The 13,614-nt window shown below is 62.5% G+C and carries 12 protein-coding genes; all 12 read left to right on the top strand.

Going from position 1 to position 13,614, the window contains the following annotated elements; genetic code table 11:
* Positions 1-32: 32 nt before the first annotated feature.
* Positions 33-890 carry a helix-turn-helix domain-containing protein gene (locus tag AC1DP9_RS13490; protein ID WP_477107639.1) on the top strand — a complete coding sequence of 286 codons (858 nt, stop codon included), beginning with the start codon at positions 33-35 and terminating at the stop codon, positions 888-890.
* 625 nt (positions 891-1,515) lie between these two features.
* Positions 1,516-2,574: a porin gene (locus AC1DP9_RS13485; protein WP_455155315.1), complete on the top strand. Its 1,059-nt coding sequence runs from the start codon at positions 1,516-1,518 to the stop codon at positions 2,572-2,574.
* 228 nt (positions 2,575-2,802) lie between these two features.
* Entirely contained in the window at positions 2,803-3,990 is a 1,188-nt protein-coding gene (locus AC1DP9_RS13480) for an alpha/beta hydrolase (RefSeq protein WP_477107664.1), read from the top strand.
* Between the two features lie 36 nt (positions 3,991-4,026).
* Complete coding sequence (locus AC1DP9_RS13475) at positions 4,027-5,733, top strand: AMP-binding protein (RefSeq protein ID WP_477107638.1); 1,707 nt, start codon at positions 4,027-4,029, stop codon at positions 5,731-5,733.
* A 14-nt stretch (positions 5,734-5,747) separates the two neighbouring features.
* The gene (locus AC1DP9_RS13470; protein ID WP_455155313.1) at positions 5,748-6,617 is read left to right on the top strand and encodes a VOC family protein; all 870 of its coding nucleotides are present in this window, start codon (positions 5,748-5,750) and stop codon (positions 6,615-6,617) included.
* Entirely contained in the window at positions 6,614-7,774 is a 1,161-nt protein-coding gene (locus tag AC1DP9_RS13465; RefSeq protein WP_477107637.1) for an FAD-dependent monooxygenase, read from the top strand. Before AC1DP9_RS13470 ends, AC1DP9_RS13465 begins: the two co-directional genes overlap by 4 nt.
* Positions 7,771-8,220, top strand: a complete 450-nt coding sequence (locus AC1DP9_RS13460) for an acyl-CoA thioesterase (protein WP_455155311.1) — start codon at positions 7,771-7,773, stop codon at positions 8,218-8,220. The genes AC1DP9_RS13465 and AC1DP9_RS13460 overlap by 4 nt, the downstream gene beginning before the upstream one ends.
* Positions 8,221-8,240: 20 nt before the next feature.
* Positions 8,241-8,996, top strand: coding sequence for a maleate cis-trans isomerase family protein (locus tag AC1DP9_RS13455; protein ID WP_455155310.1), 756 nt, complete (start codon positions 8,241-8,243; stop codon positions 8,994-8,996).
* Between the two features lie 68 nt (positions 8,997-9,064).
* Entirely contained in the window at positions 9,065-10,321 is a 1,257-nt protein-coding gene (locus AC1DP9_RS13450) for an MFS transporter (RefSeq protein WP_455155309.1), read from the top strand.
* 146 nt (positions 10,322-10,467) lie between these two features.
* Positions 10,468-11,214, top strand: a complete 747-nt coding sequence (locus tag AC1DP9_RS13445) for a TetR/AcrR family transcriptional regulator (protein WP_477107636.1) — start codon at positions 10,468-10,470, stop codon at positions 11,212-11,214.
* Positions 11,215-11,322: 108 nt separating this feature from the next.
* On the top strand, positions 11,323-12,327 hold the full coding sequence (locus AC1DP9_RS13440) for a Bug family tripartite tricarboxylate transporter substrate binding protein (RefSeq protein WP_477107635.1): 1,005 nt from the start codon (positions 11,323-11,325) through the stop codon (positions 12,325-12,327).
* Between the two features lie 31 nt (positions 12,328-12,358).
* Entirely contained in the window at positions 12,359-13,564 is a 1,206-nt protein-coding gene (locus tag AC1DP9_RS13435) for an MBL fold metallo-hydrolase (protein WP_477107634.1), read from the top strand.
* Positions 13,565-13,614 lie beyond the last annotated feature (50 nt).

The raw sequence follows: 13,614 nt of genomic DNA, 5'->3' as shown, positions 1-13,614 counted from the left end.
CAAGGTAGTTGAAAGTTGGCAGGAGACGGAAAGTGGTACGTATCGTCACGGACGTGCATCAGAGCCGAATCACCAGTACTTGGGCGAACACCGAGGTGGAAGTCTTCGAATACGGCGAGCTGCAGGACGTTGCCCGCCCGATCGGATCGCGGCGCGTGAGCCTGCGCGCAGCCTTGCGTGAGACCGGCGGTCGTATCGAGGCGCGCTACAAGCCATCGCAGTCGCTTGCCGACTACTATCGCGGCAGCGACCACCTCAGCCTCATCGAGCAGGGCGGCGAGGCGTACGGCTATACCCGGTTCATTCGCGGCTTTCGCTGTGTGGCGATCCATTTCGACGATGCGCTGCTGGGCGAGGCTTGCGGCGTCGCCAGCGCGGCGGCCAATTTCCCGTCGCGCCTGATGTTCGAGAACAAGCCGATCTGGGCCATGGCCGACCGTCTGGCACTGGCGTGCGTCACGCCACGCAACGGGCAACAGCTCTACTGCGAAAGCCTCGTCGGCATGCTTGCCGTGGAAATTGCAGGACTGGGGACCACCGCGCCGCTGCTGAGCTGCAAGGGCGGACTCGCGCCGTTCAGGTTGCGCCGCATCCTCGACTACATCGAAGACCATCTTGGCGACAGTATCGCCATCACGGAACTGGCGGCGATGGCGGAAGTCAGCCTCCCGCATTTTATGCGGGCCTTCCGCGCCTCCACAGGCGAAGCGCCGTTGCGCTTCATCATGCGGCGACGGGTAGCCCATGCCACGCGGCTACTGTTAGAAACTAGTAGGCCGCTGGCCACTATTGCGAATGTCTGCGGCTTCGCGGACCGCTCGCACATGACTACGTGCTTCCGGCGCATCGCCGGCAATACGCCAGCGCGCATTCGTCGCGAACGCTCGTGAGTAACATGGCAAGGCCACGCGTAGGTTCGATATGGAGAAAGGGGCGGCGGCTTCATGGCAGGAAGTTGTGTTGTGCATGATGGCGTGGTAGCCGATGGTATGCGAAGACGTTGGCGGGCTGTAGGCCCCATCGTCATTTAGCAGCACACTCGTGAACAACGTGATCAAGGAAGAAAACGCCAGCCAGGCCCGCCAGTCAATCGATAGTGGCAAAGAGTGGAAAGTGTGCTGCGGTATTTGTCAGAAGTGGCGCTGTCGGGTAGCGCCCGAATGCGGCATACAGAGTGGTAGCACCAGCGTCTAACGGGCGAACGGGCGGAAGCTGAGACTGTCGCAGAACGACCCATCACGGTCGTTGAGGGAAAGCGGTTGGATGACCGAAGCCAACCCCGCTCCAGCCGTTCGCTCAGGACAGTAACGACCCCCCGTGCCGCCCGAAGAACCAGTCCCCGTCTCGTAGGGAAAACCATTATTTGACTGGGTGTCAAAAAATCCGTAACGTTAATTGTGTGTATGTCAATTACTGGCGTGGGCGCGGCCGGCAGGGCGCCAAGACCGCCAGCGCAAGACAGCACGTCGCCGGGCCGATATCCGGCCGCGACCCAAGACCAATACGGAGAGAGACATGAAACGGAGCCTGGCAATCGCCGGTGCGCTACTTGCCATCGGTGTGACAGCGCACGCCCAGAGTTCGGTGACGCTATACGGCGTGGCCGATGCAGGGATCGAGTACCTGAACCACGTGCCGAATTCGGCTGGGCGAAGCTCGAGCCTGGTACGGATGACCTCGGGGAACATCGCTGGCAGCCGCTGGGGGATGCGCGGTGTAGAAGACCTGGGTGGTGGCCTGAAGGGTGTGTTCCTTCTCGAGGGCGGCATGGTGCTCGATAGCGGCGCAGCCGCGCAGGGCGGTCGCTTGTTCGGCCGCCGCGCTTACGTGGGTCTGGACAGCCCGTATGGCCAGTTGACCATGGGCCGGCATCACAACCTGACCTTCGACCTGATCATCCCGTTCGATCCGATGTACTTCGCACCGAAATACTCGTCGTACTCGCACGATACCTGGCTGGCAGGTCGCACGGACAATGCCGTGAAGTACACAGGCAAGTTCGGGGGGCTGACTGCCGCCGCGCTGTATAGCTTTGGCGTCGACTCGACGGTACCGAATGGTTCCGAAGTACCGGGCAACAGCCGAGTCGGGCGCGAAATGAGCGCCGGCTTCTCCTACAGCATGGGCAACATTCGATTCGGTGGCGTCTACGACCAATTGAACGGCCGATCGGCTGCAACGGCTGGCAACACGGAGCGCCGCTACGTGGCTTCCATGGCAGGCGACTTCGGGCCGGTTACCGCGTACTTTGGATACCGTCGCCTGGTGAGCCAACTGCTGGCCTCGATGACCCGCACTGACCTGTTCTGGCTCGGTGCCAACTACAACTTCACGCAGGCATTTGCGCTGACCGGTGCCGCCTATAAGACCAATGACCGCACTTCGGCGAAAGACCCGTTGTCGATCGTACTGTCGGCCGACTACCGCTTCTCGAAGCGCACGGACGCCTATCTGACAGCGTCGTACACGCTCAACAAAGGCGGATCTGCCCTGAGCGCGAATGGCTACGACGGTTCCGTGATTGCGGGCGCAAACCAGTTTGGCGCCGTGATCGGCCTGCGCCACAATTTCTGATCCTTGTTGTCAACTGGCGCGCCTGCTGGGTCGCGTCTTCGCTGGCGTGCCGCGTTTGCGGCATGCCCTTTTTTCACGCAAATGCGCCACGCTGAAATTATTTGACAGTATATCAAATAGTCACTAGATTATTGAGACAGTAGCATTTATGAAGGAGACATCGTGACTGAACAAGACAAGCCGCAGGTGACGGCTGGCATGCGAGGCGCCTCTTGGGACGCTCGCCTGATGAATCGCCCGTATCAGATGGTGCCCTACGCGTTGGGCACCGCGGACGGACAGCGCACGCTCGGCTTCCTGTTCAGCATGACCGGAAAGGAGAAGACCGTCGTCTCGCTGATGCATCCTCGCGAGATGGCGATCACGCACTATCTGGTGCCGTTCGTGCTCGACGCGGGCTGCGCATGCTGGGTGCAGGGACCGCGCTCGATCGGAAACGATCTGCGTCTCGAGCATGAGATTGCGCTGTTTGACGTGGCAGCCGGCATGGCCCATCTGCGCGACCTGGGCTTTGAGAAGATTGTGATGCTCGGCAACTCGGGAGGCGCGGGGCTCTACACGTTCTACAACCAGCAGGCGCTGACGCCACGGGAGATGCGCATTGCGCGTACCCCCGGTGGCCGTCCGACGAATCTCGGCGAGCTGCACATGCCGGAGGTTGACGCTTTCATCCTGGTGTCTCCGCATCCGGGACAGGGCAAGCTGCTGATGACCGGCATCGACCCGTCCGTGATCGATGAGAACGATCCCATGCAGACCGATCCGACGCTGGACCCGTTCTCGAAAGCCAATGGATTCGATGCGGAGGCAGGCAAGGGCCACTATGGACCCGAATTCATCGAGCGCTACCGCACCGCGCAAACTGCCCGCGTGGCCCGCATCGACGATCGCGCGAAGGCGATGCTGTGGGCCAAGCACGAAGCCCGGAAGCAGGTGAAGGCAGGCAACGGTACGGACGCGGACCGCCGCGTTGCCGCGCACGCGCCGATCTTCCAAGTCTGGCGCACAGATGCCGACTTGCGGTCGTGGGATATCACCCTGGATCCTTCGGACCGAAAGACCGGATCGCTATGGGGAAAAGATCCCTTCGTCTCGAACTGGGGCAGCGTCGGATTCGGCCGCGTCGTCACGCCGGAATCGTGGCTGTCCACATGGTCGGGGATATCGTCGAATGCGGCGCTCGACAAGACCCTTAGCGCCCTGCACCAGCCCACGTTGCTGCTCGAATACACGGGCGACCAGTGCACGTTCCCGGCAGACATTCGCCAGATCTACGCCCAGATACCGGCGCAGCACAAGCGCCACATTCGAGTGCGCGGAAACCATCATGGCATGGCTCTTAGCCGCGACGAAGAGCCGGGCCAGCATGTTGCCGGCCAGCACATCGTCGAGTGGCTCCGCGAAACGATGGTGTGAGTGCGATAACAACGATAGAAACACAGGTAGACAGACATGCTCCAACCCTCCCCCGTGCGTCCGTCAGTCTTGCTTGACGGCGTACGCTATCCCGACGAAGACCGCCTGCGTCGCTACCTGACGGATGGCCACCTGACCGACGAGACCCTGGTCGGCGCGTTCCGCCAGTCGTTTCGCGACCACAAGGATCGCCTGGCGCTGGTCGGTCCCGAAGGCGAGATCACGTACCAGCAACTCGATGCGCAGACGGATCGGCTCGGCGCCGCGCTGCTGACCCTGGGACTGAAGCCCCTTGACCGAGCAGTCTTCCAGTGTGGCAACAGCAATGAACTGCTGCTGGCATTTTTCGGCTGCCTGAAGGCAGGCATCATCCCGTTGTGTTCGCTACAGGCATTCCGCAAGCTCGAGATCGGCTACCTGGGCAATCTTTGCGGAGCGCGATTGCACTTCGTGCAGGGCGACGACCCCAAGTTCGATGACGTGGCGTTTGCCGAAGAGATGCAAGCTGAGGTGCCGAGCCTCCGGTTCGTCCTGCAGGCGCGTGGTGAACGTCGAGGCCGCGCTGTGCTGCTGGCAGACCTGATTCGGGATATGCCGCTGGACAAGGCGCAGGCCTTGCTGGCCGCGGTCACGCACGAGCCGTTCCAGGCGGCAGTGTTCCAGTTGTCCGGGGGCACGACGGGCGTGCCCAAGATTATCCCGCGCTTTCAGAACGAGTACCTGTACAACATGCGCGCCGTGGCGGCCTGCAACCGCTACACCGCGGAAGACGTGTTGTTCTTCCCCACGCCGTACATGCACAACCTCAATATGGGTTGCTTCTTCGGCCCGTTCCTGTTGAGCGGCGCCAAGGTGACTGTGGCGCCCGATATCTCGGAAGGCACGCTTCAGGCGTTGGTGCGTGACTACGAGCCCACGTGGTTTGGCGTGGCCGGCCCGATCCTGAATCGCATTGCGCCTGAGTTGCTGCGCGGCACGCCTTCGGACAAGGCACGCCGCAATTTCATCGCTCCCAAGAACGCGGCGAATCTCGCGCGTATGACAGGCTCGCCAACGCAGCACATCTTCGGCATGACTGAGGGCGTGATCATGTTCACGCGGCCGGAGGATCCTGCCGAGATTCGCGATCAGTCGGTCGGCTATCCCGTTTCGCCCGCCGACGAGGTCCGCGTCGTCTTTCCCGGCACGGAGGACGACGTGCCGAACGGCGAAGTCGGCGAGGCCCTGTTTCGGGGCCCCTATACGATCCGCGGCTATTACAAGTCCGAGAAGGAGGACGTCACGCGCTTCACCGCCGACGGCTTCTACCGATCGGGCGACCTCATGTCGTGCAGCGTGGTTGAAGGAAAGCGCTACTACTTCTTCCGCGGTCGCATCAAGGATGTCGTCGATCGTGGCGGCGAGAAGATCAACGCCGAGGAACTCGAAAACGTCATCAATCAGCATCCGGCGATCCTGGCTTCGGCAGTCGTCGGCATGCCGGACAAGGTCTATGGCGAGCGCGTCTGCGCGTTCGTGCTGCTCAAGCCGGTTGCTGTTTCCGATGGGCTGACGCTGGCGGCGCTGACGCAATACCTACAGGAAGCGGGGCTGGCCAAGTTCAAGTGGCCCGAGCGCCTGGAAATCATCCCTGAGTTTCCCATCACCGCCTCCGGCAAGCTCAGCAAGGTCTTGCTGCGCGACCGCATCGTACAACTTCTCCAGGCGGAAACAGGCACCGCCACCATCCAGCAGAGCCAGTGACATTGGAAAGCGACATGAACTCTTCGACCCAAGCCAACATTCCCGCTGTTGCCCTGCACGGCGTCCATCACACGGCACGTCCTACCTGGAAGCTAGAGGAGACCGTGCATTTCTATCGCGATCTGCTGGGCCTGCGGCTCGTACATGCCATCTCCGCCAAGGGGTGGGGGCCCGACAACCACGCCGACTTCCTGCACTTCTTCTTCGATAGCGGCAACGGAAGCACCATCGCGTTCTTCTACTACATCGGTACGGAGCGCCCTGAATGGTTGACTGTCCGTGAGCACTATCAGGACCGGGCCACGCACACCGCGTGGCGTGTGCGGGATGAGGCAGAACTTCTGCAGTGGCGTCAGCGCGTGGAAGCGGTAGGCATTCCGCTGCGCTACCAGATTCGCCATGAAGTTATCGAATCGATTTACTTCAACGACCCCAACGGCTACCCGATCGAGATTACGTGGCAGATCCGCCCGTTCAGCGATGCCGACAAGCTGGACGCCGCGTTCACGATCGATTCGGCTATCGAGCTGGAGCGCGCGCGCGAAGGAGGCGCCGCATTCACCTCTATCGAACCGGTGTGGCAGCGCAAGGCGGAGCGAATCGAGCAGGCGGCGCCGGCCATGGACAAAGCCTCGGTCTATGTACTTGATGTCCCGGAGTTCGCCGCGCTGATTGATGCGGCCCGCACGACGGAGGGATACCAGGCCACTGCGCTCGGAAACGGCTATGTACGCATCGACGGAAACCCGACGCTTGAATTTCGCCGCAAGGCACTCGGCTTCAAGCCCGCGGTCTGGTACGGCGCCTTGACGGGGGGGCTCGCAGGCCAGATTCGTCAGTTCGATATGGATGCGCTGATCATTGGTCCGGGAGGCGCGCAATGAAGGTAGCCATTATTGGCGGCGGACCGTCTGGCTTGTTCCTGGCGATCTTGCTGAAGGAAAGAATGCTGGACGTGGACATCGACGTCTACGAGCAGAACCCGGAAGATGCCACGTTTGGTTTTGGCGTGGTCCTGGCCGACACCGGACTGACCAACCTGCGCTCGGCGTCCCAAGTCGTCGTGGACCGCCTCGCGAAGGTCATGCGATTCAACGACCAGCATTCGATCGTGAGCCACGAACATCCGATCATAATGAAGAAGCCCGGCGCGGGCGGGGGGGCGATACCCCGCATCAGTCTGTTGTCCGTGCTACAGGAGCGTGCGCGCGAGCTTGGCGTGAGGGTGACGTACAACACGCGCATTGCGGATTTCGACGCGATCGACGCCGACCTCGTAGTCGGGGCCGACGGCATCAACTCGCAACTGCGCGCCGCCAACGAAACCGGATTCGCAACAACGCGCCGCACGCTGACCAACCATTTTGCGTGGTTCGGCGTGGAGAAGCCATTTCCAAGCCCGGCGCTGGTATTCCGCAAGTACCAGGGCGGATACTTTGTCGCGCACTACTATCCATACTCCGACTCGATGAGCACCTTCGTGGCCGAGTGCGATCACCAGACGTGGGTCGATTTTGGCATGGAAGCGATGAGCGCTGAAGCGCGTCAGGCGCTGTTCGAGACGGTCTTCGCACCGGAACTGGCGGGATACGGGCTGGTGTCGAACAACTCGATCTGGCGGCAGTTCCCTGTCATCCTCAATGCCAACTGGCACGTTGGCAAGCAGGTTCTGATCGGCGATGCGCTGACGAGCGCGCATTTTTCGATTGGCTCCGGCACGCGTATCGCCATGGAAGACGCAATGGCGTTGGCCGATGCCATCGTCGCCCATCCCGACGACGTGGCCGCCGCGTTGCAACAGTACGAGGATGTGCGCAAACCGGAAAAGGCCAAGCTCATCAGCGCGTCGGAAGCCTCATACAACTGGTACGAGCGTATCCGGGAGTGGATGGATCTGCCGACGCCGTATGAGTTCGTGTTCCGCTTCATGACCCGAACCGGTCGCGTGGACGCGGAACGGTTGCGCGCCCAGTTCCCCGCCCTGATGGCGGAGCTTGCCGCGGGTGGTGTGACCGGTGTATCCACGGCAGGCCAACCATGATCCAGGCCACGGAGTATGTGCTGAGCGAAAGCCCGTTCGTCGTTCGGCGCGCCGTGCGCTGGGGCGATTGCGATCCGGCCGGCGTGGTCTACACGGGCCGCTTCACGGACTACCTTCTCGGCGCGGTTGGCCTCTATACCGCGCACATGGCCGGTGGAGAAGGCCGGCTCGGCGAGGCGCACGGCGTCGGCACACCGTGCAAGGCCATGCGCTTCGAATTCATCGGCACGCTCTGGCCCGATGATGTCATCGATATCACCTGCGTAGTGGAGGCTATCCGTACGCGCTCGTTCGATATTCGCTGCGTCGCGCGCCGTCCTGATGGCGCGCCGGTCTTCGATGCCATGTTCTCGCCGATCTGCGTACGGTTAGACCGGCGTGAAGGCACGCCAATTCCCGACTCGATGCGCGCCGTGTTAAGCCGTTTCTTGCCTCCCGCCCTCTGAACACTCTGGAATCACCCATCATGAAGTATCGAATCGGACAAATCGTGCCCAGCTCCAACATCACCATGGAGCGCGAGGTGCCTACCATCTTCGCCGGCCGCATGCAGGTGTTGCCGGAGCGGTTCAGCTTTCATTCGAGCCGCGTTCGCATGCACCGCGTGGTGGCGGAGGAACTTGAAAGGATGAATCGCGATATGGGCCGCTGCGCCGCGGAGCTGGCCGACGCACGCGTGGATGTGATGAGTACCGCGTGCCTGGTGGCCACGATGTGCATGGGCATGGGGTATCACAGGCAAGTCATCGACGACCTTGGCAGCGCGATTGCCGATGCACCGTATCGGCCGCAGATCATGACGTCGGCCGGCGCCCTTGTCGATGAACTGAAGGACTTCGGCGCCCGCCGTATCTCGTTGATGGCGCCATACAGCGACGCCCTGACCAAGACTGTGGTGGACTACATCGAGCACGAAGGCATCGAAGTCAAGGACGTGATCAATTTTTCGATTCTCGACAACCTGGAAGTCGGGGAACGTGATCCGCTCCAGTTGCTGGAGGACGTCAAGCGGCTTGACGTGAAGGGCGTGGACACCGTGGTGCTGTCCGCGTGCGTGCAGATGCCGTCGCTGGCTGCCATCGAGCAGGCGCAGCAAGCACTTGGCATTCCGGTGACATCCACGGCGATCTGCACGGCGCGCCAGATGCTGCGCACGCTCGGTCTCGCGCCGCAGGCTCCGGGTGCCGGGGCGTACCTTGGCAGCCAGACGGGCCTGAACTGAGCACCAGCGAACCGAGAACAGCGGCCGCCTATGGCAGGCGGGTCCGAGACAAAGAAGGAGACAGCTTCATGCAAACCGCCCCCGTCGCGCCGTCGCGCGTATCTGCCTGGATCTATGCCGGTGTGATTCTGGGCGCTGCGCTCGGCATGCTCGCCGGCTATGCGCCGTTGTTCAATGCCACGGCGGGCGTGTTTGTCCGGCCGCTCGCCAGCGAGTTTGGGTGGGGACGTTCGCAGGCTTCGCTTTCCTACGCGGCGTCGATGTTCGGGCTGGCCGTCGTCAGTCCCATCGTCGGGGCAATGATGGATCGCTTTGGCATCCGTCGCGTGATTGTATGTTCGGCCATTGTGTTCGGGTTGGCCACGGCCGCAATGTCACTCCAGAACGGTAGCCTGATTCTCTGGGTGACCTTGTCGGTGGTGGTTGGCGTATCGGGTGCGGCCACGTCGGTGCTGGGCTATCTCGCGGTCTTGCCGCAGTGGTTCGACCGGCGGCTTGGCCTGGCGTTAGGCATTGCCATGTGTGGCCTCGGCGCGGGCACGGTAGTCCTTCCCATGACGGCCCAGTATCTTGTGACAGCGTTCGGCTGGCGCATGGCGTACATTGGGTTGGGAGTCGGCTCGATTGTGCTCTCGCTGGTCGCCTGCGGCCTCCTGAGGGAGCGCATCAGCGCGGGCGCCCGCGCGTCACGTGTCTCGGCGCTGCCCCCGGGTGTAGCACTCCGTGGCGCGCTGCGCAGTTACAGGCTCTGGGCTATCTGGTTCGTATTCGTGCTCAGTTCGGCCGCGACGCTGTCCCTGGGGCCGCACCTGCCTTCGCTATTCGCGGACCGGGGCTTCGATGCCGCCATGGCGGCGCGCAGCGCCTCGATGGTCGGCATCGGCCTGCTGGTCGGGCGCCTGGCCACCGGGCTGTTGATCGACCGCATCCACGCGCCGTTCGTTGCCAGCGTGTTCTTCGTCGGCGGAGCCATCGGCGTATTCCTGCTGCGCGGCACACACGACTACGGCACGTTGCTGATTGCGACCGCGCTGATCGGCCTCACCATCGGTGCCGAAGGGGACCTCATCTCCTTCCTGGTCCGTTCGTACTTCGGCCTGACGTCGTTCGGCGCGTTGTTCGGCATGGCCTTTTCCGGGTATGCACTTGGGGCTGTGATCGGTCCGATTGGCCTGGGAGCGTGGTTCGACCGCCATGGCAGCTATGACGTGCCGCTGCTCGTGTTGCCGGCGATGCTACTGGCGGCCGCGGCATTGGTGCTGTCGTTGGGGCGCTATCGGGCCGCGGGCCACGCGGAAACAATGCCCGCCACAGCGTCGGCATGAAGCGTGGCAAGCGGGAAGATCCCGGATAGAATTGGCACACCACCAATTTCGAGCGGGCCGGCCGGGCCTGCCCGCTTGCCTCGACCATGCCTGCCCCCCGCAAAACGCCAGCCGCCAAGTCCGCCACCGAGCCACCGACCAATCCCGTGGCACGTCGCCGCGGGCGACCGCCCAAGACGGAATCGCCGATTGGCGCCGAGCCGACGCTGAGCCGTGTGACGATTCTTCAGCATGCGATCGAACTGACCAAGAAGATGCCGCTAGACCAGATATCGATGGTTCAGCTCGCCAAGGACTTCGGGGTGGCGCCAGGCCTGATTCACTACTACCTGGGCGGGCGGGACCAACTGGTCTCGGGAGTTCTGAACGACTACTACCGGCAACGTCTGCTGCGGGTTCCGGCCTTGACCGGCGACTGGCGTGGCGATGTGGAGCGAATTGCCCGGCTCAGCTTCCAGGTTGCGGTGGAGAACCCGGGCGTTAGCAACTATGTGGCTTCGCATAACCGGTATCGCCTGTTCCAGGACGTGCAACCGGGCGAGATCGACTACGGCCTCGAATTTTTCAATCGCATGACGTCCGCCATCATGCAGGGCGGCTTCAGCGCGGAACAGGTGGCGCTCGGCTATCACTTGCTGGCGCAATATCTCGTCGCGGCCAGCATGGCGGAAGCATCCCGCCAGTTGCCCGCCTATCACCAGTCATTCATCCAGAATAAGCTCGAATCCGTGTCGGCCGAGCAATATCCCGGCGCCCGCTTCGTGAGCAAGTCGTTCTCCCATCTCTCTTCCGACACGGCGTTCGAGGAAGGGCTGCGCATTACGCTCGATGGCATCGCGGGATGGCAGCGCGATGCGAAGCCGGCAAAGAAGAAGAGCGCGCGCGCTGCATAGGACGCGCGCTTTCGGCTCGTCGCTCCCAAGTCCGCGGCGCTAGTGGTATGTACTTATTTGAGATGCAGTCAATAAAACTACAATCGCTAATTGACGATATATCAAATAATGTCCGGCGACACGCCGGCTCCACAGAACGGAGACAACATGAAGCGCCCCTTGTTCACCCTCATCGCACTTGCCGCATCGCTCGTCGGCACGTCAGCACAGGCCGCGTCGTATCCCGACAAGATGGTGCGCATCCTGGTGCCATCGATTGCAGGTAGTGCGCCGGACATCATTGCGCGACAGGTGGCCGAACGCCTGACCAACGCCTGGAAGCAGCAAGTCATCGTCGAGAACAAGCCTGGCGGCAATGGCATCGTTGCCATGGGCGCGCTCAAGCAGGCGCCCGCCGACGGCTACACGCTTGCGATCTTCCACGCGGCCGCTGCAGTTACCACGCCGGTGATGTACAAGGAAGCGAAGTTCGATATCCAGCGCGATACAGAGGTGGCGGCCACGCTTGCCTATACGCCGATGATGTTCGTGGCCGGGCCATCGACCCCATACAAGACGCTGTCCGATCTTCTCAAAGACGGAAAGGCGCGACCGGACGATGTCGCCATCGGCAGTCCCACACGGGGCTCGGTGCCGCATCTCACGGCCGAGATGATGGGGCAGTTGCAAACAACGAAGTTCCGTCAGATCAGCTTCAGCGGTACCACGCAGGCCATCCAGGCCGTCGTGAAGGGTGACGTATCGGTGTATGTGGATGGCATTGCGCCGCTTGTGCCACTGGTCAAGGCTGGGCGGCTCAAGGCACTGGCCGTGACATCGGACGGGACCTTGCCGGGCTTGGAGGGCATACCGCTGGCCAAGGATGTGGCGCCGGGGCTGGTGGCGAAAGGCTGGTTCGCCGTGTTTGCGCCGAAGGGAACGCCGGGGCCAGTGCTGGACCAGATCAATGTGGCCGTCAACCAGAGCCTGGGCCAGCAACCGTTCGTGGACCGCCTGAAGGATCTGGGTACATATCCGATGCCGATGTCTCGCACGGAAGGTGCGAAGTTTATCGAGTCGGAAAAGCTCCGCTGGGAAAAGGTCATTGCAGAAGCGGGCGTGAAGCCCGAGTGACCCGCTGACTCTTCCTGTATGGAGACAAATAATGCTCAAGATTTTCTGCCGGTCGAATGCCTGGCGCGCGTGGGTTCGTTGGCATGTGGGTATCGGTTTGGGGGTGGCGCTTGCGATGACGGGGCAGTCCGCCGGCGGACAGCCCGTGGCGGAAACCATGGCGCCAACCCTGAAACGGCCTGGCACCAGCCTGGTATTGCTGGGTACGGCGGGCGGTAGAACGTCCTGGCGTGGCGTGCAGTCGGCGGGCATTTCGTCAGCGGTGGTCGTGGATGGACAGGTGTATCTGGTCGATTTTGGGGAAGGGTGGCTGCGTCGTTATTTCCAGGCCGGGCTTGGCGCTCCGGCCCCGGCGCGTGGTCTCGAGTCGTTGCGCGCGGCCTTCGTCACCCATTTGCATGCGGACCATATCGTCGACTACCCGGCCCTGGTCCTGTTCGGGGCGTCGGACGGACTCGCGGAGCGCAAACAGACGCTCAAGGTCTTTGGACCCGGGCCGCGGGGTGTGCTGCCGCCTGCCAGTGGTGGTAAGGCAGGCATTGGTGAGGTCGTTGCACCGGATCGGCCGATGCCTGGCACCCGGGAAATGACCGATGCCATGTACCGGGCCTTCGCTGCCGACATCAACGACAACATCCTCGACAGCCGCAAGCCGAATCCATACACCCGGGTGGAAGTGGCGGACATCGCGCTGCCTCCCGGGCTTGTAAAAGACCCCAATCGCGACCCGGCACCGCCGATGGAGCCTGTGGAAATCTATCGTGACGAGAACGTGAAGGTGACGGCGACCCTGGTGAACCATGCTCCGGTTTTCCCTGCCTTTGCATTCCGATTCGATACCCGGGACGGATCTGTGGTGTTCTCTGGCGACACAAATCGTAACGACAACCTGATTCGCCTGGCTCAGGGCGCTGACGTGTTGGTGCATGAAGTCATCGACACAGCGTGGGTCGATTCGCTCTATCCACCGCCACGCAACGCCGCGCAGGAGGCGAAGGCGCACCACCTTGTTCATTCGCACACGGCCGCCGAAGAGGTCGGTGCGATTGCCGAGGCCGCGCACGTGAAGACGCTGGTGCTGTCGCATCTGGCGCCGGCGGATAGCGATTCGGCAAGATGGACTGCCGCGAGTCGCGGGTTTTCCGGAAAAGTCATCGTCGGTCGCGACCTGGCGTGGATTCCGGTGGGGCGAGAGCGGCCCACGTCCGATCCGTCGCAAGTCATCCCCATCCGCTAGCGGCACCTCTATCCCATTTCCGCATACCGCGCGCCCGAGAGGGCGTGCCG

It is taken from the genome of Cupriavidus sp. 01L43 (assembly GCF_056399925.1).
Note: the sequence above shows the minus strand (reverse complement) of the source record. Positions and strands in the feature narration are given on the sequence as shown.

Bases quoted from the DNA above. Each gene is read 5' to 3' on its own strand.
- AC1DP9_RS13485 (WP_455155315.1), top strand. From the start codon at position 1,516: ATGAAACGGAGCCTGGCAATCGCCGGTGCGCTACTTGCCATCGGTGTG.
- AC1DP9_RS13480 (WP_477107664.1), top strand. From the start codon at position 2,803: ATGAATCGCCCGTATCAGATGGTGCCCTACGCGTTGGGCACCGCGGAC.
- AC1DP9_RS13475 (WP_477107638.1), top strand. From the start codon at position 4,027: ATGCTCCAACCCTCCCCCGTGCGTCCGTCAGTCTTGCTTGACGGCGTA.
- AC1DP9_RS13470 (WP_455155313.1), top strand. From the start codon at position 5,748: ATGAACTCTTCGACCCAAGCCAACATTCCCGCTGTTGCCCTGCACGGC.
- AC1DP9_RS13465 (WP_477107637.1), top strand. From the start codon at position 6,614: ATGAAGGTAGCCATTATTGGCGGCGGACCGTCTGGCTTGTTCCTGGCG.
- AC1DP9_RS13460 (WP_455155311.1), top strand. From the start codon at position 7,771: ATGATCCAGGCCACGGAGTATGTGCTGAGCGAAAGCCCGTTCGTCGTT.
- AC1DP9_RS13455 (WP_455155310.1), top strand. From the start codon at position 8,241: ATGAAGTATCGAATCGGACAAATCGTGCCCAGCTCCAACATCACCATG.
- AC1DP9_RS13450 (WP_455155309.1), top strand. From the start codon at position 9,065: ATGCAAACCGCCCCCGTCGCGCCGTCGCGCGTATCTGCCTGGATCTAT.
- AC1DP9_RS13440 (WP_477107635.1), top strand. From the start codon at position 11,323: ATGTCCGGCGACACGCCGGCTCCACAGAACGGAGACAACATGAAGCGC.
- AC1DP9_RS13435 (WP_477107634.1), top strand. From the start codon at position 12,359: ATGCTCAAGATTTTCTGCCGGTCGAATGCCTGGCGCGCGTGGGTTCGT.